The following is a 23,947-nucleotide window of genomic DNA, read 5'->3' as shown; positions in this document are numbered from 1 at the left end:
GCTCCGCGCTCGTGAGCAGTAATTGAGGCCAGAGCAGCAATTACTGCTCACGAGCGCGGAGCGCACCCAGTTGACAACGGCAGCCGGACGGGAGCAGAGTCCAGTGTCTGATATATCAGGTACCTTGAGGTGGAGGCGCGTGTGATCCGGCCGTACCGCTCGATGCTGTTCGTGCCCGGCCAGCGCCCGTCGTGGGTCGAGAAGGCGCTGCGGGCCGGCCCCGATGCGGTGATCCTCGACCTCGAGGACGCCGTCGCCGAGTCCGCGAAGGCCGAGGCCCGCGACGCCGTCGTCGAGTCCCTCCGCACCCACGCCGGCACCAGCGGCACGGCGTTCTGGGGCCGGCCGAACGACCTGCACTCCGAGCACGTCGGGTTCGACGTCGAGGCCCTGGTCCGGCCCGGCCTCACCGGCCTGGTGCTCCCCAAGCTCGACGGGCGCGACGACGTCATCCGCTACGACGCCCTGGTCACCCACGCCGAGCACCGCAACGGCGTCGAGATCGGCTCCACCGCGTTCCTCGCCTCGCTGGAGACCGCGCCGGGCATGGCGCACTGCGAGGAGATCGCGAGCGCCTCCCCGCGCATGACCGCGCTGGTCGGCGCCACCGCCCGCGACGCCGACACCGCTCGCTCGCTCGGCTACCGCTTCTCCCTCGAGGGCCACGAGACGCTCTACCTGCGCAGCCGGATCCTGCTCGCGTCGCGGGCCGCCGGGCACGCATTCGCGGTCTGCGGGATGTGGCAGGACATCGCCGACCTCGACGGGCTGCGCAGCTTCGCGCAGGCCCAGCGCGACCTCGGCTACGACGGCCAGATGCTCATCCACCCGAACCACGTCGCGCCGGTCCACGAGATCTACGGGCCGGACGCGGCGGAGATCGAGTTCTACCGCGGGATGGTCGCCGCCTTCGAGGAGGCGGCCGCCGGTGGTGCCGCCTCGGTCGACTACCGCGGCCAGCACATCGACGCGGCGCACGCGAAGACCGCGCGGGCGATCGTCGCCTCCGCGAGCCGGGACTGACGAGAGGAGCGCTGACGTGGCCGGGATGTACTACGAGCAGTTCGTCGTCGGGGAGACCCTGGATCACCCGCTGCGGCGGACGATCACCGAGTCCGACAACACCTGGTTCTCGGCGCTGACCATGAACCCGCAGCCGCTGCACATGGACGAGGAGTCCTCGAAGGACACGAACTTCGGGACCCGCATCGTCAACAGCGTCTTCACCCTCGGGCTGGTCTGCGGGATGCCGGTCTACGACATGACCCTCGGGACGACGCTGGGGAACCTCGGCTTCACCGACATCACGTTCCCGAAGCCGGTCTTCCACGGCGACACGCTGCGCTCGCGCACCACCGTCGTCGAGAAGCGGGAGTCCCGGTCGAACCCGGCGGCCGGCATCGTCACCGCCCGTCACGAGGGGCTCAACCAGCACGACGAGGTCGTGTGCGAGTGCACCCGCGTCTTCCTGATGAAGCGGGACCCGCAGGCATGACCGTCGAGCCGCTCCCGGTCGACCCGCGCCTGGAGCCGCTGTTCCACCCCCGTTCGATCGCCGTGGTCGGCGCGAGCTCGCGGCCCGAACGCGTCGGCGCCCGGGTGCTGCGCTTCCTCGTCGACGGCGGGTACGACGGGACGCTGCTCCCGGTCAACCCGCGCGTCACGGAACTGCACGGCCTGCCCTGCCACCCCTCGATCGCCGCGCTCCCCGAGGTCCCCGACCTCGCCGTCATCGCCGTCGACGCCGCCCACACGACGGAGGCCGTCCGCGAGCTAGCGGCCCGCGGCGGCCGGACCGCGATCTGCATGGCCGCGGGGTTCCGGGAGTCCGGCCCGGCCGGCGCGGCACTCGAGGCCGAGCTCGCCGACGCGGCCCGGGAGACCGGAGTGACGCTGATGGGCCCGAACTCCGCGGGCGTCCGCCACCCGGCGCGCGGCCTGTTCGCCACGTTCGCCACCGACGTCGCGCTCGGCGCGCTGCCCGGGCCGGGCTCGGTCGCGGTGGTCAGCCAGAGCGGCGGGCTCGCCGGCTACCTGGGCGCGGCCGTCACGAAGGCCCGCGGGATCGGCTACCGATGGGTGGTCGACCCCGGGAACGAGGCCGACGTCGACGTCGCCGACTGCCTCGCGATGATGGCCCACGACCCCGGGGTCTCGGTCATCGGACTGATCACGGAGGGGTTCGCCGACGGCAACCGGGTGCGCCGCGCGCTCGCCACCGCGCAGGAGCAGGGCACGCCCGTCGTCGCCCTCAAGATCGGGACCTCGGAGGCCGGAGCGCGGGCCGCCGCCTCGCACACCGGCGCGCTGGCCGGCAGCGACGAGGTCTACGACGCGGTGTTCCGCCAGCACGGCGTGCTCCGCGCCCGCGACGAGCACGAGTTCCTCGCGGCCCTGCGGTGCTACGACGCCGGGTGTGTCCCGCAGGGGCGTGGGGTCGCGGTGTTCAGCCTCTCGGGCGGGGTCGCCACGCTGCTGACCGACCTCTGCGTCGAGCGCGACCTCGACGTCCCGCCGCTCCCGCCGCCGCCCGACCCCACGGCGGCCGAGGCGCTGCCCGCCGCGCGGTTCGACAACCCGCTCGACCTCACCGGGCAGATCGGCAGCCGCCCGGACCTGCTCGAAGCGGTGCTCGACCACGTGCTGGGCCGGGCCGAGGTCCACAGCGCCGTACTCGGCTTCGCGTACATGCTGCAGGCGAAGCACATCAGCGACGTCTTCGTCCCTGCGATCGTCCGGGTCGGGGCGGCCCACGGGAAGCCGTTGATCATCACCGGGCTCGCGAACGCCGAGGCGGAGAAGGAGCTGCGCACGGCGGGCATCCCGGTCGAGCCGCTGGCGATCGACGCGGTCGACGCCATCGCGGCCGCCGCGCCCGCCCGGGTCGGTGCCGCCACCCACCACGAGCCGGCCCGACCGCCGGACAACCCGACGCGGGCCGTCGTCGTCGAGACCGGCCCCGCTGCGGCGGGGCGGCTCCCCGGCATCCCGTTCGTCGAGTCCCGGACGGTGTCCGACGACGACGAGGCGCGGGCGGCGGCGGGCGCGCTCGGGTGGCCGGTGGTGGCCAAGCTCGAGGGCACCGGCGACGCCCACAAGACCGAGCACGGCCTCGTCCGCGCCGGTCTCGCCGATCCGGTGGCGCTGACCGAGGCCTACCGCGATCTCGCCGCCATCCGGGACCGGAACGGCGTCGGCGACGTCGTCGTCCAGCCGATGCTCGACGGCGTGGAGACCGTCCTCGGGCTCTCCGACGACCCGACGTTCGGCCCGGTGGTCATGGTCGGGCTGGGCGGGGTGTTCGTGGAGACCCTCGGCGACGTCGCGTTCGGCCTGCCGCCGATCGACCGCGATCAGGCCGCGCGGATGATCCGGAGTCTGAAGGGCTTCCCGCTGCTCGACGGGGCCCGTGGCCGACCGACAGCGTGTGTCGACGACCTGGTCGACGCCGTCGTCGCGCTCTCCGACGCGGCCCTCGACCACCGGGGCCGGCTGCTCGAGGCCGACGTCAACCCGTTCCTCGTGTCCAGCGTCCCGGGGCGCAGCGCTGCCGTCGACGTGCTGCTGACCTGGGTCGACTCGACCGGGGCCGAGGGGGAGGGCCGATGACCTGGCTCGACCCGGCCCCGTCGACCGGCGGAGCCCTCGACGGCGTGCGGGTCCTCGACTTCACGACGCTGCTGCCCGGCCCGCTCGCGACGGTGATGCTCGCCGAGCAGGGCGCCGATGTGCTCAAGGTCGAGCGCGCCCCGCACCGCGACGAGATGCGGCACATGCCGCCGTTCGCCGCCGACGGGTCCTCGATCCGGTTCACGCTGCTCAACGCCGGGAAGCGCTCGGTGGCGCTCGACCTGAAGTCGGTCGCCGGCGCCGCGCGGGCCCGCCAGCTGGCGGCCACCGCCGACGTCGTCGTCGAGGGGTTCCGGCACGGGGTGATGGACCGGCTGGGGCTCGGCGCCGGCGCGTTGCGGGATGCCCACCCGGGACTGGTCTACTGCTCGATCACCGGCTACGGCCAGGACGGGCCGAAGGCTCGGTAGCGTCAGCCAGCGTTGAACTTCAGGTGATTGATCTTGAAGTCGATGGGGTTCGGCGGATGGGTTGACTGGCGCAGTGTGGTCCACGCTGGGTGGTGGGTCATGCGGGTGAGCTGGATGGTGATCAGGTCGCGGAGCCCGTCGACCGACCAACGGCTGCCGCCGATGTCGGTGCGGGCGTTGAGTTCGCGCATGACGCGTTCGAGCAGGCCGCTGCCGAGCTCGGGGCCGCCGAGACGCCTCAGGTCGTGTCGGATGCCTGGTTGCAGGCAGGTGAAGACCTGGTCGCGGGCGCCGGTGAGCAGTTCCAGGGCGGCGTGGTGGTCTTCGGCGCGCACGGAGTCGACGAAGGCGTCGTAGCGGGCCAGGGCCTGGGCGTGAGTCAGGTGTTCCCGGGCGGTGCTGCGCAACAGCTCGGTGAGCTCGCCGCGCTTGTCGCGGGACCAGCGATGAGGTGCTTTGTCGGCGTAGAGCGCCCAGCGCAGCGCGCGGGCCAGGTGCCACCAGCAGCGTTGGATCGGGACATCGGGCCAGGTCAGCTCCGCGACGCGGGTGACCGCGAGTTCGCCGTCGACGACCACCATCGTCGGCGTCTCGAGCGCGGCGAGTTGGGTCGCCATGGCCGACCAGGGTTGATCGACGGTCAGCCCGAGCAGCGCGGTCTGGGCGCGTCGCCGGCGACGCGGCCCGCTGCGCGCGCTGAGCCCGAGGGCGATGTTGGTGTTCACGCCCAGGCGTCGACGCCCCGCGCGGACCCCGGTGCCATCGAGCACGACCACCGCGGCGCGCGAGGGGCCACCGAGCTCCACTCGCCCGACCGAGGCGAGCCGGGGAGCGATGTCCGCGACGGCCTGGTGGGCGCGGCCGGGCGAGGCGGGGACCCCGAAGCTGTGGGCCACCGCCCCGGCTCGGGCGAACGACATCTGGCTGGCCAGCTCGGCCAGGTCGACCGCCAGCCGGTCGGTGCGACGCCGCCCGGTCAGATCGAGCATCAACAGCAGCGGCGCGAACACCCGGCCGCAGTCGCGGCAACCCACGTTGGCCAGCTGCAGCCGCACCACCCCGACCGAGGTGTCGACCCGGCGAGCACGGGTGCGCTTGCCCTTGCGGGCGAAGTCCTGCATGACTCCGCATCCCGGGCAGCCGAACGGCGCGGGCAGACCCCGCACCGGTAGCCAGCGGGGCCCGCACACACGGTCGATGAGCTGGTCCTGGACCTGCTCCAACGACACCGCCAGCGCCGCGGCCGGAACCTCCTCACGCATCGCCACCGCCCACGCCTCGACCATCGACCAGCTCAAGGCGCCCGGGCCCTCAGCGAGCTCGGGAACCTCGGCACAGAGCGTGACAGAGATCGTGGGCATCGCGAGCACTCCTCACAGCGAGACCGACCCATCGATCTCTACTGCAAGATCTTCGAAGTTCAACGCAACGCCACGCTACCGAAGGCTCAGGCGGCCGGCCACGACCTCAACTTCGCCGCCGAACTGGGCTTACTCTCGCTGGTCCACGGCACCGACGGCGCTCCCCCGATGCCCGCGACGACGTGGGCCGACATCGGCGGCGGCTCCTACCCCGCCGTCGTGAACATCCTGCTGGCACTGCTGCGGCGGCACCGGACCGGCGTGGGCGCGCACCTCGACGTCGCGATGGCCGAGAACCTGCTGACCTTCGTCTACTGGGGCGTGGCCGGCGGCGCCGCCGGGCAGTGGCCGCGGGACCTGGCCGATGCGGTGGCCGACGAGCAGGTCGTCGCGCGCGGGGTGCTCGCCCACCAGGTCACGACGACGGGTAGGGGCGCGACCCTGCCGGCGGTGCCGCTGCCGATCGCCGGGGCGTTGCGCCCGTCCGCGTCGGACCTCCCCGAACCGCCCGCCCTGCCGATCGCGGAGGAGGCACGATGACGATCGCCGTCGACGAGGAGCACGTCGCGTTCCGGGCGGTCCTCGGTCGCGCGCTGGAGCGGATGAAGGCGCTGCCCGCCGCGCACGCGGCCCTCGACGCGCCCGAGGAGACGCTGCCCGCGCTGTGGCCCGAGGCCGCCGAACAGGGGTGGCTGGCGCTGCACCTGGGCGAGGACGTCGGCGGGGCGGGCGCCGGGCTGTTCGAGGCGTGCCTGGTGATGGAGGCCGTCGGCGAGCACTGCGCGCCGGGTCCGTTCCTGGCGACGGTGCTGTCGTCCGCGGTGATCGACGCGCTCGGGTCGCCGGCGCTGCGCGAGCGGCTGCTGCCGTCGTTGGGGAGCGGGGAGCGCGTGGCCGCGACGGCCCTCGGCGGCTCCGGAACGCTCGACGGGGACGCCGGGTTCGTCCTCGGCGGGACGGTCGCCGACGTGCTGCTGCTGCGGCGCGGACCCGACCTCGTCGTCGTCGACGCCGACCGCGCCGGGACCACGCGCGAGCCGGTCACGGTGCTCGACCGCAGCTCCGGTGGTTGTCGGGTGCGCTGCTCCGGGGTCGCCCACGACGCCGGCGAGGTGCTCCCCGGCGGTGCCGCTCTCGCGCTGCGCGTCGGCCGGGTACTGGCCTCGGCCCAGGCCGCGGGCGGGGCGGCCGCTGTCACCGCGACGGCCGTCGACTACGCGAAGATCCGCCGCCAGTTCGGCCGCACGATCGGCTCGTTCCAGGCGGTGAAGCACCTGTGCGCCGACATGCTCGTGGCCGCCGAGACCGCCGCCGCGGCCACCTGGGACGCGGCCCGGCCCACCGGCGCGGACGAGGAACGGGCCGCGTTCGACGCCGCCGTGGCGGCCGCCGTCGCCCTCCCCGCGTTCCGGACCTGCGCCGAGACGAACATCCAGGTCCACGGCGGGATCGGCTTCACCTTCGACCACCCCGCCCACCTCTACCTGCGTCGCGCGGGGATGCTCGCGGCGGTGTTCGACCCGGGCGGGCAGGCGGATGCCGACGTCGCCGCTCGGGCGGCCGGGGGTGTGGACCGCGCCCGGGAGGTGCCGCTCCCGCCGGAAGCAGCGGATGTCCGCGCCGGGGCCCGTGAGCTGGTGGCGCGCATCGCTTCGCTCCCGGTCGACGAGCAGGCAGAGGCGCTCGCCGCGTCCGGCCACCTCATGCCCGAGTGGCCGCGGCCCTACGGGCTCGACGCCGACACACTGACCCAGTACGTGGTCAAGCAGGAGGCGAAGGCGCTCCCCCGCCGGGTCATCGACGTGCCCTGGGTGCCGATGACCATCGGCCAGCAGGGCACCGCCGACCAGGCGGCGCGGTACCTGCCGGGTTCGCTGCGCGGGACGGTGACCTGGTGCCAGCTGTCCTCGGAGCCCGACGCCGGGTCCGACGCGGCCGCCGTCCGGACCCGGGCGGTCCGGACCGAGGGTGGCTGGCTGCTGTCCGGGCAGAAGGTCTGGACGAGCCACGCCGCCACCGCGACCCACGGCCTCGCGACCGTGCGGACCGATCCGGACAAGCCCAAGCACGCCGGGATCTCGCTGATGATCGTCGACATGGCCGCGCCCGGGATCACGGTGCGGCCGCTGCGGGAGATCGTCGGCGGTGCGCGGCCCACCGCGAGCGATTTCGGCGACACGAGCTTCAACGAGGTGTTCCTCGACGACGTCTTCGTCCCCGACGGCGACGTGGTCGGCGACGTCGACGACGGCTGGCGCGTGGTCCGGACGCTGCTGGGCAACGAACGCACGACGATCGGCGAGCGCAGCTCCCCCGTGAACGCGGCGGCCCTGCTCGACCTGTGGCGCCGGACCCGGCCCGAGGACGCCGGGTTCGCCCGCGAGGTCGGCCACGCGATCGCCGAGGAGCAGGCGGTCGAGGCGCTCAACCTACGGCGGCTGCTGCGCGCGATGACCGGCGCCGGGCCCGCGGCCGAGGCCAACGTCGCGAAGATCGTCAACTCGGAGCGGATCCAGCGGATCGCCGACGTCGGGCTGCGGCTGCTCGGTGAGGCCGGCGTGGACGAGGACGAGGACTTCGGCTGGCTCTACCTTCGGAGCCGGTTCACCACCATCGGCGGCGGCACCTCGCAGATCACCCGCAACGTGCTCGCGGAGCGGGTGCTCGGCCTGCCCCGCGACGCCTGAGACTCCCCGGGAGGAACCCGTGCCCACGGCGACGACGATGCTGGACGACCTGGCGGGGCGGCATCCGGATCGGGTGGCCCTGATCGCCGACGGCGAGGCGGTCACCTACGCCGGGCTGGCCGAACGGGCCGCGGCGCTGCGCGCCGAGCTGGCGGCCCGCGGGGTGCGCCCTGGCGACGTCGTCGGGGTGTGGCTGCCGACCTGGCCCGAGGCGGTGGCGTTCGAGTTCGCGCTCGGTGCTCTGGGCGCGGTGTCGCTGGGGATCCACACCCGCTACCAGCGCCACGAGGTCGCGCACCTGCTGCGCACCGCCGCGCCGGCCCACGTCGTCGTGCCGTTCGCGTTCCGGACCGGGTCCCGCGATCTCGACCTCGCCGGGACGCTGCGGGCGGCGGCCGAGGACACCGGGGCGACGCCGACGGTGCACGTGGTCCGCGCGCCCGCCACCGCGGACCTCGGCGGCTTCGACCTCGGCGGCGGCGCCCACGCGTCAGGTGACCGGACCGACCACCCCGCCATACCCGCCGTCGGGAAGGCCGGCGACACGTTCAAGCTCTTCACCACCTCCGGCTCGACGAGCGCCCCGAAGCTGGCCGCCCACGACCAGGCGTCCGTCGTGACCCACGGCGGACACGCCGGGCGCGCGCAGGGCCTGGGGCCGGGTGACGTGCTGCTGCTCCCGCTGCCGCTGGCCGGGGTCTTCGGGCACACCGCGGCGATGGCCGCCCTGGCGGCGGGCGCCACGATCGTGCTCGAGCCGGTCTTCGACGCCGCCGCCGCGCTGCGGCTGGCCCGCGAGCACGACGTCACCCACCTCGTCGGCGGCGACGACCTCTTCGGCCGGATCAAGGACGCCTGGGAGGCCGATCCGGTCGAGCTGCCGGCGTGGCGGCACGGGGCGATCGCGGACTTCTCCGGGCGTTCCGCGGAGGTCGCGCGCTGGGCGCAGGACCGCTTCGGGGTGCCGGTCTGCGGGGTCTACGGCTCGTCGGAGGGCTTCGCGCTGGCCGCCATCCAGGACGCCGACCTGGAGTGGGAGCGCCGGGTCCGCGGGGGTGGCCGTCCGGTGTCGGACGACATCGAGGTGCGCGTCGTCGATCCGGAGAGCGGCGCCGACGTCCCGGTCGGCGACACCGGGGAACTGCTGTTCCGGGGTCCGCACGTCATGAGCGGCTACTTCGGCAACCCGGAGGCGACGGCCACCGCGATCACCCCCGAGGGATGGCTGCGGACCTCCGACCTCGGCCACCTCGACCCGGACGACCGCGGCTACCTCTACTCCTGCCGCGCCGGCGACGCGCTGCGGCTGCGCGGCTTCCTCGTCCAGCCCGCCGAGATCGAGGCGTTCCTGATCGAGCACGACGCGGTGGCGACGGGGAAGGTCGTGGGCGCCAAGGCTGGCGATACGAAGGACGGGGGCGGCGCGGACGTCGCTGTCGCGTTCGTCGTGCCCGCCGAGGGCCCGGCCGGCGCGGAGTGCACCGAGGAGGTGCTGCTCGCCCACTGCCGGGCGAACCTCGCGGGGTTCAAGGTGCCTACCCGCATCGTCGTGCTCGACGAGCTCCCGACGACGGCCGGCACCAACGGACCGAAGGTACGCACCGGCGTGCTGCGGGAGCGCGCCGCGGAGCTGGTTTGACCTCCGGTCACGTGCGTGCGTTTCCGTGCTGGAGCACGGAAACGCACGCACATGCGTCAGCGAACGCCGCTCACCAGCTCCGCCGGCACCGCGTAGTGCCGCTCGGTGACCCGGCGGGCCTCGTCGCCGTCGCGCCGGCGCAGCGCCTCGACCAGCTCGTCGTGCTCGTCGAGCGCGCACGGGACGTGCTCGGGGAAGACCTCGAGGAAGGTCCGCGGGATGGAGCGCCCGGTCTGCGCGATGAGGCTGATCAACCGTCGGGACCGGCACGCCCGGTGGATCTCGCGGTGGAACCGCCAGTTCGGCTCGGCGATGGACTTCCCCGCCTGCGACGCCTCGCGCATCGCGTCGCTGATCCCCGCGACCTCGGCGAGCTCGGCGCCGGTGATCCGCTGCGCCGCGAGCTCGGCAGCGAAGCCGGAGAGGCGGGCCATGAGCAGGAAGTTGTCGAGCACCTCCTGGGGCTCGACGCCGAGCACGGTGACCCCGCTGCGCGGCGCCATCCGCAGCAGTCCCTCGGTCTGCAGCGCGAGGCACGCCTCCCGGACCGGCGTGCGACTGGTGCCCAGCTCGGCACCGACGGCGTCGAGGTCGAGACGCTCGCCGCGCTCGTAGCGGCCGGTGAGGATGCGGTCGCGCAGCTCGCGGGCGACCCGGTCCCGCACGGTGTCCCCGAGGCGCCCGGCGGACGCGCCCGCCACCGCCCAGGGCCCCTCGTCGGCCTCGTCCACGTACCCCTCCACCCGTCGGTCCGGCCAGTCTCCCACAGAGCTGATATATCAGGCATCACCCGATTCACACCGAGAGGACACCCGTGACGTACCAGCCCACGCCGATCCGCTCCGACATCGCCTGGAGCACGCCCGACCGCATCTCCGTGCGGGGCCTGGACCTGCCGAACGAGATCCTCGGGCACTTCACCCTCGCGGACTTCTCGTTCCTGCAGCTCACCGGGCGTCGGCCGACCGCCGAGCAGTCGCGGGTCTACGACGCGCTCCTGATCACGCTCGTCGAGCACGGCCTCACGCCGAGCGCGCTGGCCGCGCGGATGACCTATGCGGGCGCGCCGGAGTCGCTGCAGGCCGCGGTGGCCGCGGGACTGTGCGGACTGGGGAGCGTCTTCGTCGGAAGCACCGAGGGCGCGGCGCGGATGCTCTCCGACGCCCTCGCCGACGACGACGGGTCCACCGACCTCGAGGCGGCCGCCGAGAGCATCGTCGCGGGCTTCCGGGCCCGGAAGGAGCCGGTCCCGGGGATCGGGCACCCGTTCCACAAGCCGGTCGACCCGCGGGCGCCCCGGCTGTTCGAGATCGCCGCCGAGAACGGGCTCTCCGGGCGCTACGTCGAGCTCGTCCAGCTCGTCGCCGCCGCGGGCGGCCGGGCGATCGGCAAGGACCTGCCGTGCAACGCCACCGGCGCGATCGGGGCGCTGACCTGCGAACTCGGGCTGCCGCTGCGCGCGGTCCGCGGGCTGGGCGTCATGGCGCGCGCGATCGGCCTCGTCGGACACATCCTCGAGGAGGGCGAGCAGCCGATGGCGGTGGAGCTCTGGCGCCGCGCCGACGACGAGGCCTCGGCGCACCTGCGCCCGGAGTGAGACCTACCGGGCGGCCAGGGCGTGCCGGGCGGCCAGCCGGCCGGGCCACCCGCTGACCCCGCCGCCGGGGTGCACCCCGGACCCGGCGAGGTAGAGCCCCTCGACGGGGGTGTCGTAGCCGCCCAGGCCGGCGGCGGGCCGGTTCATGCCGAGCCGGGTCGGGGTCATGTCGACGTGGAAGAAGCAGCCGTTGGGGAGGGAGAACACCCGCTCGAGATCGAGCGGGGAGTGCTCGACCCGGCCGATCTCGGCGTCCAGCCCGTCCAGGTAGCGCTCGGCGCCCGCGGTCATGGCCTTGCTGTAGCCGTCCTTCTCGGCGTCCCAGCCGGCACTCGGCCGGGCCGCGCAGTTCGACAGCATGTACAGGACGTCCTGCCCGTCCGGGGCGAGCGTCGGGTCCGTGGCCGAGAGGATCGCCAGGTAGACCGGCGGGTCGGACACGTTCCGGCCGGCGTTCATGGCGTGGAACTGCGCCACGTGGTCCTCGAGGGTCCCCGTCATGAACGTGGTGGGTCGCAGGTCGAGATCGTCGCGGCGCGCCCGGACGGCCTGGGCCCGCGGGTACGACAGCCGCCCGCCCACCGCCATGTCGATCTTGAAGAGCGACACGTTCGCGGCGTTCGCGGGCAGCATCGAGACCTTGATCCGGTCGGCCGGGTCCAGCACGCCGTCGTCGAGCATCGGGCCGAGGGTGTGCTGCGGCGCGCACGAGCTCAGCACCGCCCGGCGCGCCCACAGCTCGCTGCCGTCGTCGAGCCGGACGCCGGTGGCGCGCCCACGGTCGACGACGATGCGCTCGACGCCGTGCCCGCACCGGACCTCGCCGCCGCGGGAGCGCACCGACGACGCGAGCGCCTCGATCATCGCGCTCATCCCGCCCCGCGGCCGCTGCACCCCGGCGCCGCGGTGCACCGCCGCGAACCCGACCAGGTAGAGCCCGCTCCCGTCGAGGTTCGCGGGCCCGAACATGCTGCACCAGTAGGCGCACAGGCCGCGCATCGCGTCCGAGGAGAATGTGTCGGCGACCAGCTCGAAGATGCTCGACGAGAGCATCCGGCCGAGCAGCGAGCGGGTCCGCCGGCTCGCGCCCGCCGACATCGCGATCTTGAGGAGGTCGAGACGCCCGAGGTCGCGCGGGTGACGGGCGCCCAGCCGGGCCTGCAGGCCGACCAACCAGTCGAGGGTCCGGTGGAGCTCCGCGTAGGTGCGGGCGTCGCGCGGCGAGAAGTACCGGATCTCGTCGAGGGTGCGCTCGAGATCGCGGTGCAGGACGAGGGTCTCGCCCTCCTCGCCCATCCACCCGTACGGCTGCTCGAGCGAGATCGACTCGAGGCCGTGGTCCGCCAGGCGGAGGTCGCCGGCGAGGCTGGTGCCGGACATGAACATGTCGTCCATGGCGCCGACGTGCAGCAGGTGCTCCGGGGCCGCCTCGACCCGCGGCAGCGCCGTGGTCAGCCCGCCCGGCTCCGGGAGGCGCTCGACGACGGCCACGTGGTGCCCGGCCTCGGCGAGGGTGACGGCGGCGGTCAGCCCGTTGTGACCCGCTCCGATGACGATGTGGTCGAAGACCTCGTCCATGCCGGTTCGCTCCCCTCGTCGGCCTCGGCGATCTGCCGGCCGAGGTTGCGGTGGACGGTCAGCGTCATCGAGAACACCCAGATGACGAACGCGGTCAGCGGGAGGTAGAGCCCGATCAGCCCGTTCCAGGCGAACGGCCCGTTCTTGAAGTAGAGGACCAGGCCCGCGGGGATGATCAGGACCGCCACCCAGAGGTTGAGATAGCCGATCCAGCGGGGCAGCACCGTGGGTGTCCGACGGTCGATGAGCACGGCCACGCCGATGGCGACCAGCTGGATCCAGAGCGACCAGATCACCGTCATGAACAGGATCCAGCCGACGTCGTGCAGCGCCTCGGTGACGTCGGGGGCCCGGCCGTCGTACCGGAACGCGGCGGCCATCCAGACGCCGATCGGCGTGATGAACTCGAGCGAGAGCAGCGCGCACGACACCATCTGCACGTCGGCGAGCGCCTTGGCGCCGTCGATGCGCCGCAGCTGGCCCGAGATCGCCACCGCCCACGGCACGAGCAGCGCCGACGCCGCCATCGACACGACCATGCCGAACTTGATCGCGTTCGGGTGACTCGCGTACAGGTCGAGGATCTGGGGTGCGCTGCTCGACGGCGGCGAGGGCGGGAACCAGCCCGCGATGCCGATGAAGGCCCCGACCCAGAGGACCACCATCAGAGGGCCCGACCAGATCAGGACCCGTTGCACCCGAGCTTCCACGGCGACCTCCGTCGTCGGTGTGGATCGGAGCAAGCGTTCGCACACCCCGGTCACTGACCTCCGTGGAGCCTCGCAATCCGACGACCGTCATGTCAACGGTCGTTCACCGAGTGCCCATCCTCGCCGAGGACCGCCCCGGTGTGCTCCCCGAGCCCCGGCGGCCAGTCGTGGCGGAAGGAGCGGGTGCCGTTGTAGGTCAGCGGGTGGTCGACCAGGCGCATGCCCTCGACGTCGGGGTGGTCGTAGTCCCGCAGCAGGCCGAGCGCGGCGGTCTGCGGGTCGGTGGCCACCTCGTCGAGGGAGCGCACGGCCGAGCAGGGCACGCCGTGCTCGCGCAGGCGGGCCTCCCAGGCCGCGGTGTCGTCGCCGGTCAGGACCGCCGCGATCTGCGCGGCCAGCTCGTCGCGGCGGGCGACCCGGTCGGGGTTGGTGCGGTAGCGGTCGTCGTCGGCGAGGTCCTCGCGCCCGATCGCGGTGCACAGCCGACGGAACAGGGCGTCGTTGAGCGTGGCGATCAGCAGGTGACCGTCGCGGGTCGCGAACCCCTCGTACGGCGCGGACTGTGAGTGCCGCGATCCCTGCGGTCCCGGCACGGTGCCGCTCGCGAGGTAGTTCGAGGTCTGGTACCCGACCCACGAGACACCGGTCTCGTAGAGGCTGGTCTCGACATGCTGGGCCTCGCCGTCGGCGTCGCGGCGGCGCAGCGCGGCGAGCACGCCCAGGGCCGCCCACATCCCGGTGCCCTGGTCGACGATCGACGGTCCGACCCGCGAGGGCATCCGGCCGGGCTCGCCGTTGATGCTCATGACGCCGGAGGCGGCCTGGACGACGGCGTCGTATCCCGGCCGGTCGCGGTCGGGCCCGACGCTGCCGAACCCGGAGATCGAGACGTACACGATCCGCGGGTTGAGCTCCCGGATCTGCTCGAAGCCCAGGCCGCGGCGCTCGAGGGCGCCGGCGCGGTTGGACTCCACGACGACGTCGGCGCGCGCGGCCAGCGCACGCAGGTGGGCGGCGTCGTCCGGGTCGTCGACGTCGAGCGTCACGCTCTCCTTGTTGCGGTTGAGCGCGTCGAACAACACGGAGCGCGGCGGGGAGCCCCAGGTCGGCGGGGTCCAGGCGCGGGTGTCGTCCCCGGTCCCCGGGCGCTCGACCTTGATCACCCGCGCGCCGAGGTCGCCCAGGACCATCGTCGCGTAGGGACCGGCAAGGTTGCGGGTGAGGTCGACGACGGTGATGCCGTCCAGCGGTGCGGTCATGACTCCTCTTCCGGCCAGAACAGCCGACGGGCGTTGTCGTGCAGGAACGCCCGCGAGCGCTCCTCGTCGAGGCCGAGCGCGCGGGCCGAGGCGGTGGCGCGCCCGATGTCGAGGAGCGGGTGGTCGGTCGCGAAGAGCACCTTCTCCGCGCCGACCGTGCCGTGCCATCCGCCGCGCAGGAACCCCACCAGCGGGGTTGGGTAGCGGGACGGCGCCCAGGCCGAGGTGCAGAGGTAGAGGTTGGGGTGCCGCGCGGCCAATCGGACCGCGGTCTCGGTCCACGGGTCGCCGATGTGGTGGGCGACGATCACGAGGTCGGGGAAGGCCAGCGCGATCCGGTCCAGGTGCACCGGGTCCTGGTGCTCGGCCGGCCACAGCGGCCCGGGCATCCCGACGTGCACGAACACCGCGAGCCCGAGCTCCGAGCAGGTGGCGAGCACCGGCCAGAACCACGCATGGTCGGGCGGCATCCCCCACGGCGCGGGCGTCAGGTGTACCCCGACGACGCCGTGCTCGGCGTACGCGTCGCGCAGCACCCGCACGGTGGCCATGACGTCCCAGTAGGTACCCGGCCCCAGCTCGGGCGGCGGGATCGTCGCGACGCCCTTGAGCCGCCCGCCCGAGGCGCGGGTCAGCGCACCGATCTCCCGATGGACCGCGCGGACGCCGTCCTCGGTCGCCCGGTAGTAGACCTTCGCGGGCAGCAGCGCCTTCGTGGTCCCGGCGTCGTCCATCGCGGCGAGGAGATCGTCCGCCGAGAGCAACGCGGCCTCGTCGTGCCGGAACGTGTGCATGACGCGGGCCAGGCGCGCGTCGCCGGTCCAGTCGACCCGGTCCCCGCGGGGGTCGGCCGGGTCGTCGCCGCCGAGCCACGGGGTGTGCAGGAAGGCGTCGATCACCGGCCCGTGATCGCTGTCAGGTGCGCTCATCGACGAGCTCCTCCCCCGTTGACCCTGCCGGTCGCCAGGCTCTACTGTCAGCCTCCTGATATATCAGGTACGAGCGAGGAGGCGCCATGGCCCGGTCGCAACAGATGTCGTTGGTGGCCTTCCTGCAGGCGTCCAACGTCTCGGTCTACTCGGGGTCGTGGCGGTATCCGTCGGCCACCGACGACTACCTCGACCTGCGCTACTACCAACGGATCGCGCGCGTCCTCGAGGAGGGCACGTTCGACCTGATGTTCTTCGACGACCGTCTCGCGATGCCGGCGATCTACGGCGACTCGACCGACGACGCGGTCCGCTACGGCGCCCGGCCGGTGAAGCTCGACCTCACGGCGGTGCTCGGCGTGTGCGCCGCCGCGACGACTCACCTCGGGCTCGGCGCGACGTACTCCACGACCTACTACCCGCCCTTCCACGTGGCTCGGACGTTCGCCACGCTCGACCAACTGACCCGCGGCCGGAGCGCCTGGAACGTCGTGACCAGCGTCAACGACGCCGAGGCACGCAACTTCGGGCAGGACATCCACCTCGGGCACGACGAGCGCTACGACCGGGCCGAGGAGTTCGTCGACGTCGTCGCGCGGCTCTGGGACTCCTGGGAGGACGGCGCGATCGTCGGCGACCGGGAGGGTGGGATCTTCGCCGATCCGGGCAAGGTCCACGAGCTGCACCACCACGGCAAGTACTTCGACGTGCGGGGTCCGCTGACGGTGCCGCGCTCGCCGCAGGGCCGGCCGGTGCTGCTGCAGGCCGGGTCGTCCGGGCGTGGGCGGGACTTCGCCGCCCGGTGGGCCGAGCTGATCTTCACCGGGGACCCGAGCCGGGAGGTCGCCGTCGAGCACTACCGCGACCAGAAGGACCGCATCGCCGCCTTCGGGCGCGACCCCGACGCCGTCCGGATCCTGCCGATGGCCTACACCGTCATCGGCGAGACCGAGTCGATCGCGAAGGAGAAGGAGGAGATCTTCCTCGACCAGCTGGTGCACCCGATGGCGTCGCTCGCGCTGCTCTCCGAACTGCTCAACCACGACTTCTCCGGCCACGACCTCGACGACCCGATCACCGACGAGCTGATCTCGAGCGTCACCGGCATCCGCGGCCTCGTCGAGGGAGTACGCAAGCACACCCAGGGCGAGGAGCTCACCCTGCGCACCCTCGCCGCGCACCGGGCGACGCTGCTGCAGGGGCCGCGGTTCGTCGGGACCGGCGAGCAGGTCGCCGAGCAGATGCACGAGTGGTACGACGCCGAGGCCTGCGACGGCTTCGTCCTGGCGGCGACGCACTTCCCCGGCTCCTTCGAGGACGTGGTCCGCATGGCCGTGCCGCACCTGCGCCGCCGCGGAGTGTTCCGCTCGGAGTACCCGGGCACCACGCTGCGCGAGACCCTCGGACTCCCCCGCCCGGAGCGCCTTGATGCCTGATCTCCCCCTCACCGGCCTGCGTGTGCTGGACATGGCGTCGCTCGCGGCGGCGCCGCTCGCCGCGACCTACCTCGGCGAGTTCGGCGCCGATGTGATCAAGCTCGAGCCGCCGGGCGTCGGCGACGCGATCCGCGGCTGGGGCGCGCAGCGCGACGGCGTCGGGCTGATGTGGAAGAGCGTGTCGCGCAACAAGCGCTCGATCACCGTCGACCTGCGCACGTCCGACGGGCAGGAGCTGACCCGGAAGCTCGCCGCGCACTGCGACGTCGTCGTCGCCAACACCCGGCCGCAGACGCTGCGCCGCTGGGGCCTCGACCACGAGCGGCTGCACGCCGTGAACCCGAAGATCGTGATGTTGCATATCACCGGGTTCGGGCTGACCGGCCCGAAGAGCGAGCGGCCCGGCTTCGGCACCCTCGGCGAGGCCATGAGCGGGTTCGCCCACATGACCGGCGAAGCCGACGGGCCCCCGACGCTGCCCGCCTTCATGCTCGCCGACGGCGTCGCCTCCCTGAACGCCGCGTACGCGGTGATGATGGCGCTCTACGACCGCGACGTGCACGGCGCCGACGGACGCCTCGTCGACGTCAACCTGCTCGACCCGCTGGCCCGCGTGCTCGAGCAGTCGCTGGTCACGTGGGACGCGACCGGCACCGTGCCCCGTCGGGCGGGCAACAAGTGGGACATCTCCGCGCCGCGGAACACCTACCAGACCTCCGACGGCCGCTGGATCGCGATGTCCGGCAGCGCCCCGACCGTCGCGTTGCGGGTGTTCCGGGCGATCGGCCGCGGTGACCTCGCCGAGGACCCGGACTTCGCCGACCCGCAGCAACGCCTGGCCCGCGCGACGGAGGTCGACGGCATCGTCGCCGACTGGGTCGCGAAGCAGACCCTCGAGGAGGCGATGGCGGTGTTCGAGGCCGCCGAGATCGCCGCGGCGCCGGTCTACGACGTCACCGACCTCGTCGCCGACGACCAGATGGTCGCCCGCGAGGTCTTCCGCCGGATCCCCGACGACCAGCTCGGCAGCCTGCTCGTGCAGTCCCCGGTGCCGCGGCTCTCCGGCGTCGAGGGGCGCGTCGAGCACCTCGGCCCCGAGCTCGGCGCCCACACCCGCGAGATCCTGAGCGAGGTCGTCGGGCTCGACGGCTCCGAGATCGACGACCTGAGCTCCCGAGGAGTGATCTGATGCCGCCCGTCCCTTCCCCGTCGCTTCGCTCGCCCCTGCCCGTCCGTCGCTCCGAGCTGGCGACGCCCGCCAGCAACGAGCGGATGTTCGAGAAGGCCGCGCGTTCCGGCGCCGACCTGGTGTTCCTCGACCTCGAGGACGCGGTCGCGCCCGCCCAGCGCCCGGACGCCCGCAAGAAGGCCGTCGAGGCACTGCGCGACATCGACTGGGGCACCACGGCCCGTGCGGTGCGGATCAACGGCGTCGACACCGAGTGGTGTCACGACGACGTCATCGACATCGTCACGCGGGCCGGCGAGCAGCTCGACACGATCATCGTCCCGAAGGCGACCGCGGCGCGGGACGTCTGGTGGGTCGACACCCTGCTCACCCAGCTGGAGACCAAGCTCCGTCGGGAGCGGCCCATCCGTCTCGAGGTGCTCATCGAGGACGTGGCCGGGCTCGAGCACGCCGTCGAGATCGCGACCGTCTCCGACCGCCTGGACGCCCTGATCTTCGGCGCGGGCGACTTCTCGGTCTCGATGGGCACCCGCGTCGACACCAACTTCGTCCCGACGGTGCCCTACCCCGGCGACTTCTGGCACCACGCCCGCGCTCGGGTGGCCGTGGCGGCCCGGATCGGTGGGGTCCTCGCGATCGACGCGCCCTACCCCGACTACCGCGACCCGGAGGGCTACACCCGCGAGGCCGGGTACGCCTCCGCGCTCGGGTTCTCCGGGAAGTGGGCGATCCACCCGTCGCAGGTGGAGCTCGCCAACGAGGTCTACTCCCCCACCCCGGACGAGGTCGAGAACGCGCGGCGCAACGTCGAGGCGTACCGGGAGGCCGAGCGTTCGGGACTCGGCGCGACCGGGGTCGACGGGAAGCTCGTCGACGCCGCGCACGTCAAGCTGGCCGAGGAGCTGCTGGCGCGTGCTGAGGCCCTCCGCGCCATGTGAACGAATTTGGTCGTCATGACGACCAAATTCACTCACATGGGGCGGAGCCCCAGCATCGCGATCTCCGCCGCGTCCCAGCCGGCCTCGGCGAGCACCTCCGCGCCGTGCTCGCCGAGCCGCGGCGCCCCACGCACCGGCGGGGCGGACGCACCGTCGACGATCACCGGCAACCGCGGCAGCACCAACCGGCCCTCGCTCGGGTGCTCCAGCGGCTCGAACAGCCCGACGGCGGCCAGGTGCGGGTCGTCGAGGAGATCGTCCGACGTCAGGACCGGCTGCGCGGGGATGCCGGCCGCACCGAGGGCGGCGAGCCACTCGTCGGTCGTCCGGGAGGGCAGCGTCTCGGCGAGCAGGCCGTAGAGCTCGTCGATGTTCTCGGTGCGCGCGGTGATCGTCGCGAAGCGCTCCTCACGGGCGAGCTCCGGGCGCCCGATGAGGTCGAAGAACGAGAGCCACTGCCGGTCGGTGTAGACGACGACCCCGAGGTGACCGTCCGCGGTGGCGTACGGCTTCCGGTTGGGCGAGGAGGTGCGCGAGTAGCCGGTCGGCCCGGTCGGCGGGTCGAGCACCCGGCCGTTCTGCTGCTCGAGCAGGAAGAACTCGACCATGGACTCGAACATCGGCACCTCGACCGCCCGGCCGCGCCCGGTCCGCGCCACGCCCAGCAGCGCCGCGGTGATCGCGCCGAGCCCGAGCAGCCCGACCGCCTTGTCCGCGACCACCGTGCGTACGTACCCGGGCTCGCCCGTCCCGCCCTGCACCGCGGCGAGGCCGCTGGCGGCCTGGATGACGTCGTCGTAGGCGGCCCGGTCGCGGTACGGCCCGGCGCTGCCGAAGCCGGGCAGCGTCGCGAACACCAGCCGGGGGTGGGCGGCGAGCAGCGCCTCGGCCGTCAGGCCCAGACGGTCCAGAGCAGCCGGCCGCAGGTTGGTGACGAACACGTCCGCGGTCGCGAGCAGCGAGTCGAGCGCACGCCGGCCCTCGGGGTGCTTGAGGTCGAGCGCGATGCTGCGCTTGCCGTGGTTGGCCGCCAGGAAGATCGGGCCCATCCCGGGGTTGCGGCCGCGACCGATGTGCCGGACGACGTCGCCGTCGGGCGTCTCGACCTTGATCACGTCCGCGCCCATCCGGGCGAGCAGCATCGTCGCGTAGGGGCCCATGAACGTGCTGGTCAGGTCGATGATCCGGATGCCCTCGAGCGCGGGCGGGACCGGGTCGGCCGCCGTCACGCCGTGTCCGTCGCGAGCGCCGGCCAGAGCGCGTCGGCCCCGTCGTGCACCGCTCGGCGTCCGATCTCGGCGGCGGCCGCGGTCGCCGAGGTGCCGGTGGTGCGCCACGCCGTGAGACGCCGGGTGAGGTGGTGCAGCTCGTACTCGGCGGTCACCCCGAGCGCGCCGTGGACCTGGTGTGCGATCGCCGTCACCCGGCGGACGGCCAGGTCGGTGTCGACGATCGCGGCGAGGAGCGGCTCGCTGTTCCCGACGTCGAGGGCGTCCGCCGCCGCGTCGATGGCCGCGTCGGCCTCGGCGATCGCGCCCGCCAGCTCGGCGAGCTGCTGACCGACCGCCTGGAACGCCGCGAGCGGCCGGCCGAACTGTTTGCGCGACCTCGCGTGGGTGACCGTCAGTTCCTGCACCCGGCGCATCGCCCCGGAGACGACGAGCAGCCGCCCGAGCTCGAGCACCGGCCGCGGGTCCACCGCGGCCGGCGCCCCCGGCTGATCGGTGTCGACCGGCGCCCACCGGGTTCCGGCGAGGTCGGCGGCGGTGGGGTCGGGCAGCGGGCCCAGGGACAGCGTCCCGGTGGTCCCGTGCACGACGACGGCGTCGGCGCTACCCGCCCAGGGGGCGCCCGGCTCTCGGGCAGGCCCCACGAGCGGCGCGACGGCGAGGGTGAGGACACCGTCGGGCACCGGGAGTCCGCTCGCCTGCAGCGTCCAGGTGGCGACGGCGTGCTCGACCGTTCCGATCGGCGCGGCACGGCGGCCCAGGGCGCGCAGGACGGAGCGCCCCGCGGCGGAGTCGTCGACGGTCCCGGGGAGCGGCGCCTCGGCGAAGCCTCCCTCGACGAACGCGGCCCAGAGGGTCGGGCTCCAGCCGAGGGTGCGCTCCTCGCCGCGCATCACCTCCGCGTGGGCGTCGACGAGGTCGTCGACCGCGTCGGCGACGTCGTCGTGCGCAGCCGGACGCCCGTCGAGCGAGCGCACCACGATGCTGCGCAGGATCTGCGTCGTCCCGCCGCGCAGGGTGAACGTGGGTGCGGCGAGCTGCGCGGTGGTAAGCAGCCGGTCGAGGGTGCGGTCGCGGGCGGTCGGCAGGTCCGCGGTCAGGGCCGCCGCGACCTCGACGAGGTCCTGCTCGAGCAGGGTCCCGCGGTCCTTCACCATCGCGGCGGTGACGACGGGTGCCTCGCCGGCGGCCAGCGCCCGCTGCACCTCGATCGACAGCGCCCGCACCCCGCGCAGCCGGGCGAGGATCTCGCCGAGCCGCACCGCCGCCGTCGGGTCCAGGGCCTCGGACCCGGCGGCCGAGTACGCGCTGACGAGCGCGGCGAGCAGCGGGAACGCCGTGAGGTAGCGGTCCGGCCCGCTGCGCTCGTCGGCGAGTTCCCCGCTGACCTGCGCCCAGCCCTCGCCGACGGTGCCGAGCACCAGCTCCGTCGGGACGAACACCTCGTCGAGCAGGACCTCGCAGAAGTGGGCCGGCCCGCCGCCCATCGACGCGATCGGGCTGACCTCGACCCCGGGCGAGGACAGGTCGACGAACATCTGGCTCAGCCCGCCGTGGCGGTCGTCGCCGGGCGGGCCGGTCCGCACGAGCGCGAGGAGCCACCCGCTGCGGTGCGCGAACGTGCTCCAGATCTTACGGCCGGACAGCGACCACCCTCCCTCGACCGGTTCGGCGCGGGTGCGCACCGAGGCGAGGTCGGAGCCGCTGTCGGGCTCGCTCATCCCGATCGACACGAACAGCTCGCCCGCCGCGATCGCGGGCAGGAAGCGGCGGCGCTGGTCCTCGGTGCCCAGGCGCAGCAGCAGCGGGCCGGTCTGGCGCTCGGCGATCCAGTGCGCCCCGATCGGCGCCCCGGCGGCCAGGAGCTCCTCGAGCACGGCGAACCGTTCGAGCACGCTCCGCTCGTGCCCGCCGTACTCGGCCGGCCACGTCATCCCGAGCCACCCGCGGCCCCCGAGCCGGGCGCTGAACGCGGGGTCGTGGGAGCGGGCGAAGACGTCGACGGTCGGGGTGAACGCCCCGGCCGCGCGCTGTTCGGTCAGGAATTCGCGGATCTCGCGGCGCAGCGCACCCAGGTCGGCGTGCCTCGTCGTCGAGGCGGTGGAGGTCATCTCAGCCCTCCCGGCTGGTCCGGAAGCGGCGGTACTCCTCGCGCTGGATGATGTGCTGCTGGATCTCGTCGGTGCCGCCACCGAAGCGGAACACCCGCGAGTCGCGGAACATCCCCTCCACCGCCGTCCCGTACTCGTAGCCGAGGCCGCCCATCACCTGCATCGCCGAGTCGCACACCGCGAAGCTCTCGCGGGCGCAGAACAGCTTGGCGATCGAGGACTCCTCGTCGCAGACCCGGTTGGCCTCCTCGGGGCCCTGCTCGGCGAGCACGCGGTCGTAGAGCCGGGCGGCACGCAACGTCAGCAGCCACCCGGCGTCGATCGTCGTCCGCATGTCCGCGATGCGGTGGGACACCCCCTGGTGGGCGCGGATCGGCCGGCCGGGCAGCCCGCGGTCGGCGGAGAACGCCCGGGCCTCCTCGAACGCCCGGGACGCGCACCCGGTCGCCCGCGCCGCGATGTCGATCCGCTCGGCCGCGAGTCCGAAGTAGAGGATCCGCAGCCCCTCCCCCACCTCGCCGAGCCGGTGGGCGTCGTCGAGCCGCACCCCGTCGAGCTCGATCTCGGCGTGGGACAGGCCGCGCAGGCCGAGGTAGGTGTCCGGGGAGATGCTCACGCCGGGCCGGTCGGTCGGGACGAGGAACGCCGTCAGCCGCCGCGAGGCCGCCGCCTCGGGCTCGGTGGCCGCGTAGATCAGCACGATGTCGGCCTCGGCGGCGCCGCTCGCGTGCTTCTTCGCGCCATGGAGCACCCACCCGTCGCCGTCGCGGGTCGCCGTCGTCGTCATGTGCGCGACGTCGGAGCCGGAGGCCGGCTCGGTGATCGCCAGCGAGGTGGTGATCTCCCCGCGGACGAGCGGCCGCAGCCAGGTGTCGATCTGCTCGGTGGTGCCGAACTCCTCGATCGGCTTGGCCACGAAGTTCCCGCAGATCGCCCGCAGCGCCGCGAGCGACGGGACCACGCCGCCGAGCTCGCGGGCGATCGCGACGCTCGCCCCGAGTCCGAGCCCGGAGCCGCCCTTGTCCGGGGCCACGAGCGTGGCCAGGTACCCCTGCTCGGCCAGCAGCGGGATGAGCTCGCGGGACAGCCGCTTCTCGTCGATCTCGCCCCGCCGGCGCTCGAGCCGGTCCCACGCGAACGCCCGGACCTGCTCGCGCAGCGTCGTCTCGTCGGGACGTTCCAGACCGGCGAGGTCGGTGTGCGGCTCGTGGACGGCCGCGTACGTCATCCGCGTCATCGAGGGA

Annotated in this window: 20 protein-coding genes; 11 read left to right on the top strand and 9 right to left on the bottom strand. The window is 73.6% G+C overall.

The genetic code is table 11. The features are described from left to right. Positions 1–141 precede the first annotated feature (141 nt). From LQ327_RS18380 to LQ327_RS18365, 4 genes are read left to right on the top strand one after another with little or no spacing between them, the layout of a single operon-like run. Positions 142–1,023 (top strand): HpcH/HpaI aldolase/citrate lyase family protein, encoded by an 882-nt coding sequence (locus LQ327_RS18380; protein WP_230736359.1) that lies wholly within the window; start codon positions 142–144, stop codon positions 1,021–1,023. Positions 1,024–1,048: 25 nt separating this feature from the next. After that, the gene (locus LQ327_RS18375) at positions 1,049–1,495 is read left to right on the top strand and encodes a MaoC family dehydratase (protein ID WP_230737471.1); all 447 of its coding nucleotides are present in this window, start codon (positions 1,049–1,051) and stop codon (positions 1,493–1,495) included. Beyond that, a complete protein-coding gene (locus LQ327_RS18370) occupies positions 1,492–3,609 on the top strand; it encodes an acetate--CoA ligase family protein (protein ID WP_230736357.1) in 2,118 nt (705 codons plus the stop codon). The genes LQ327_RS18375 and LQ327_RS18370 overlap by 4 nt, the downstream gene beginning before the upstream one ends. After that, positions 3,606–4,040 (top strand): CoA transferase, encoded by a 435-nt coding sequence (locus tag LQ327_RS18365; protein WP_230736355.1) that lies wholly within the window; start codon positions 3,606–3,608, stop codon positions 4,038–4,040. The genes LQ327_RS18370 and LQ327_RS18365 overlap by 4 nt, the downstream gene beginning before the upstream one ends. A 2-nt stretch (positions 4,041–4,042) precedes the next feature. On the opposite strand, the gene LQ327_RS18360 is transcribed toward LQ327_RS18365, so the two are convergent. Beyond that, positions 4,043–5,401 (bottom strand): hypothetical protein, encoded by a 1,359-nt coding sequence (locus LQ327_RS18360; protein ID WP_230736353.1) that lies wholly within the window; start codon positions 5,399–5,401, stop codon positions 4,043–4,045. A 30-nt stretch (positions 5,402–5,431) separates the two neighbouring features. On the opposite strand from LQ327_RS18360, the gene LQ327_RS18355 reads away from it, so the two are divergent. The 3 genes from LQ327_RS18355 to LQ327_RS18345 are packed head-to-tail and all read left to right on the top strand — an operon-like array spanning position 5,432 to position 9,727. Further along, positions 5,432–5,941, top strand: a complete 510-nt coding sequence (locus LQ327_RS18355) for a CoA transferase (protein WP_308286351.1) — start codon at positions 5,432–5,434, stop codon at positions 5,939–5,941. Continuing rightward, positions 5,938–8,088: an acyl-CoA dehydrogenase family protein gene (locus tag LQ327_RS18350; RefSeq protein WP_230736352.1), complete on the top strand. Its 2,151-nt coding sequence runs from the start codon at positions 5,938–5,940 to the stop codon at positions 8,086–8,088. Before LQ327_RS18355 ends, LQ327_RS18350 begins: the two co-directional genes overlap by 4 nt. Positions 8,089–8,107: 19 nt before the next feature. Next, positions 8,108–9,727, top strand: a complete 1,620-nt coding sequence (locus LQ327_RS18345; RefSeq protein WP_230736350.1) for an AMP-binding protein — start codon at positions 8,108–8,110, stop codon at positions 9,725–9,727. Positions 9,728–9,783: 56 nt separating this feature from the next. Here the strand turns inward: LQ327_RS18345 and LQ327_RS34845 are convergent, their stop codons facing one another. Continuing rightward, positions 9,784–10,458, bottom strand: a complete 675-nt coding sequence (locus LQ327_RS34845) for a GntR family transcriptional regulator (RefSeq protein ID WP_230736348.1) — start codon at positions 10,456–10,458, stop codon at positions 9,784–9,786. 83 nt (positions 10,459–10,541) lie between these two features. On the opposite strand from LQ327_RS34845, the gene LQ327_RS18335 reads away from it, so the two are divergent. Beyond that, entirely contained in the window at positions 10,542–11,324 is a 783-nt protein-coding gene (locus tag LQ327_RS18335) for a citryl-CoA lyase (RefSeq protein ID WP_230736346.1), read from the top strand. Positions 11,325–11,327: 3 nt separating this feature from the next. Here the strand turns inward: LQ327_RS18335 and LQ327_RS18330 are convergent, their stop codons facing one another. The 4 genes from LQ327_RS18330 to LQ327_RS18315 form a co-directional block, all read right to left on the bottom strand. Next, complete coding sequence (locus LQ327_RS18330; protein ID WP_230736344.1) at positions 11,328–12,902, bottom strand: phytoene desaturase family protein; 1,575 nt, start codon at positions 12,900–12,902, stop codon at positions 11,328–11,330. Next, positions 12,851–13,612, bottom strand: a complete 762-nt coding sequence (locus tag LQ327_RS18325) for a hypothetical protein (RefSeq protein ID WP_230736341.1) — start codon at positions 13,610–13,612, stop codon at positions 12,851–12,853. Before LQ327_RS18325 ends, LQ327_RS18330 begins: the two co-directional genes overlap by 52 nt. Before the next feature lie 92 nt (positions 13,613–13,704). Further along, positions 13,705–14,871, bottom strand: coding sequence for a CaiB/BaiF CoA transferase family protein (locus LQ327_RS18320; protein ID WP_230736339.1), 1,167 nt, complete (start codon positions 14,869–14,871; stop codon positions 13,705–13,707). Continuing rightward, positions 14,868–15,800 (bottom strand): amidohydrolase family protein, encoded by a 933-nt coding sequence (locus LQ327_RS18315; RefSeq protein ID WP_230736337.1) that lies wholly within the window; start codon positions 15,798–15,800, stop codon positions 14,868–14,870. Before LQ327_RS18315 ends, LQ327_RS18320 begins: the two co-directional genes overlap by 4 nt. 86 nt (positions 15,801–15,886) lie before the next feature. On the opposite strand from LQ327_RS18315, the gene LQ327_RS18310 reads away from it, so the two are divergent. From LQ327_RS18310 to LQ327_RS18300, 3 genes are read left to right on the top strand one after another with little or no spacing between them, the layout of a single operon-like run. Continuing rightward, the gene (locus LQ327_RS18310) at positions 15,887–17,236 is read left to right on the top strand and encodes an LLM class flavin-dependent oxidoreductase (RefSeq protein WP_230736335.1); all 1,350 of its coding nucleotides are present in this window, start codon (positions 15,887–15,889) and stop codon (positions 17,234–17,236) included. Next, positions 17,229–18,425: a CaiB/BaiF CoA transferase family protein gene (locus LQ327_RS18305; protein ID WP_230736334.1), complete on the top strand. Its 1,197-nt coding sequence runs from the start codon at positions 17,229–17,231 to the stop codon at positions 18,423–18,425. Before LQ327_RS18310 ends, LQ327_RS18305 begins: the two co-directional genes overlap by 8 nt. Beyond that, on the top strand, positions 18,425–19,363 hold the full coding sequence (locus LQ327_RS18300) for an HpcH/HpaI aldolase/citrate lyase family protein (protein ID WP_230736332.1): 939 nt from the start codon (positions 18,425–18,427) through the stop codon (positions 19,361–19,363). Before LQ327_RS18305 ends, LQ327_RS18300 begins: the two co-directional genes overlap by 1 nt. 32 nt (positions 19,364–19,395) lie before the next feature. Here LQ327_RS18300 and LQ327_RS18295 read toward each other — a convergent pair whose 3' ends face one another. Genes LQ327_RS18295 through LQ327_RS18285 form a run of 3 tightly spaced genes read right to left on the bottom strand, consistent with a single transcriptional unit; the run spans position 19,396 to position 23,940 of the window. Beyond that, a complete protein-coding gene (locus LQ327_RS18295; protein WP_230736330.1) occupies positions 19,396–20,592 on the bottom strand; it encodes a CaiB/BaiF CoA transferase family protein in 1,197 nt (398 codons plus the stop codon). After that, the gene (locus LQ327_RS18290) at positions 20,589–22,703 is read right to left on the bottom strand and encodes an acyl-CoA dehydrogenase family protein (protein WP_230736328.1); all 2,115 of its coding nucleotides are present in this window, start codon (positions 22,701–22,703) and stop codon (positions 20,589–20,591) included. Before LQ327_RS18290 ends, LQ327_RS18295 begins: the two co-directional genes overlap by 4 nt. Position 22,704: 1 nt before the next feature. Beyond that, positions 22,705–23,940, bottom strand: a complete 1,236-nt coding sequence (locus LQ327_RS18285) for an acyl-CoA dehydrogenase family protein (RefSeq protein ID WP_230736326.1) — start codon at positions 23,938–23,940, stop codon at positions 22,705–22,707. Between the last annotated feature and the right edge of the window lie 7 nt (positions 23,941–23,947).

The organism is Actinomycetospora endophytica (assembly GCF_021026375.1).
In the GTDB taxonomy this organism is placed as follows: Bacteria; Actinomycetota; Actinomycetes; order Mycobacteriales; family Pseudonocardiaceae; genus Actinomycetospora; species Actinomycetospora endophytica.
The sequence above is the reverse complement of the archived record's forward strand: the minus strand, read 5'-3'. Positions and strand labels throughout refer to the sequence as shown.

Coding starts and splice junctions, on each gene's coding strand:
- LQ327_RS18330 (WP_230736344.1), bottom strand. CDS start 12,902: ATGGACGAGGTCTTCGACCACATCGTCATCGGAGCGGGTCACAACGGG.
- LQ327_RS18365 (WP_230736355.1), top strand. CDS start 3,606: ATGACCTGGCTCGACCCGGCCCCGTCGACCGGCGGAGCCCTCGACGGC.
- LQ327_RS18300 (WP_230736332.1), top strand. CDS start 18,425: ATGCCGCCCGTCCCTTCCCCGTCGCTTCGCTCGCCCCTGCCCGTCCGT.
- LQ327_RS18290 (WP_230736328.1), bottom strand. CDS start 22,703: ATGACCTCCACCGCCTCGACGACGAGGCACGCCGACCTGGGTGCGCTG.
- LQ327_RS18305 (WP_230736334.1), top strand. CDS start 17,229: ATGCCTGATCTCCCCCTCACCGGCCTGCGTGTGCTGGACATGGCGTCG.
- LQ327_RS18310 (WP_230736335.1), top strand. CDS start 15,887: ATGGCCCGGTCGCAACAGATGTCGTTGGTGGCCTTCCTGCAGGCGTCC.
- LQ327_RS18320 (WP_230736339.1), bottom strand. CDS start 14,871: ATGACCGCACCGCTGGACGGCATCACCGTCGTCGACCTCACCCGCAAC.
- LQ327_RS18285 (WP_230736326.1), bottom strand. CDS start 23,940: ATGACGCGGATGACGTACGCGGCCGTCCACGAGCCGCACACCGACCTC.
- LQ327_RS18350 (WP_230736352.1), top strand. CDS start 5,938: ATGACGATCGCCGTCGACGAGGAGCACGTCGCGTTCCGGGCGGTCCTC.
- LQ327_RS18370 (WP_230736357.1), top strand. CDS start 1,492: ATGACCGTCGAGCCGCTCCCGGTCGACCCGCGCCTGGAGCCGCTGTTC.
- LQ327_RS18375 (WP_230737471.1), top strand. CDS start 1,049: ATGTACTACGAGCAGTTCGTCGTCGGGGAGACCCTGGATCACCCGCTG.
- LQ327_RS18360 (WP_230736353.1), bottom strand. CDS start 5,401: ATGCCCACGATCTCTGTCACGCTCTGTGCCGAGGTTCCCGAGCTCGCT.
- LQ327_RS18315 (WP_230736337.1), bottom strand. CDS start 15,800: ATGAGCGCACCTGACAGCGATCACGGGCCGGTGATCGACGCCTTCCTG.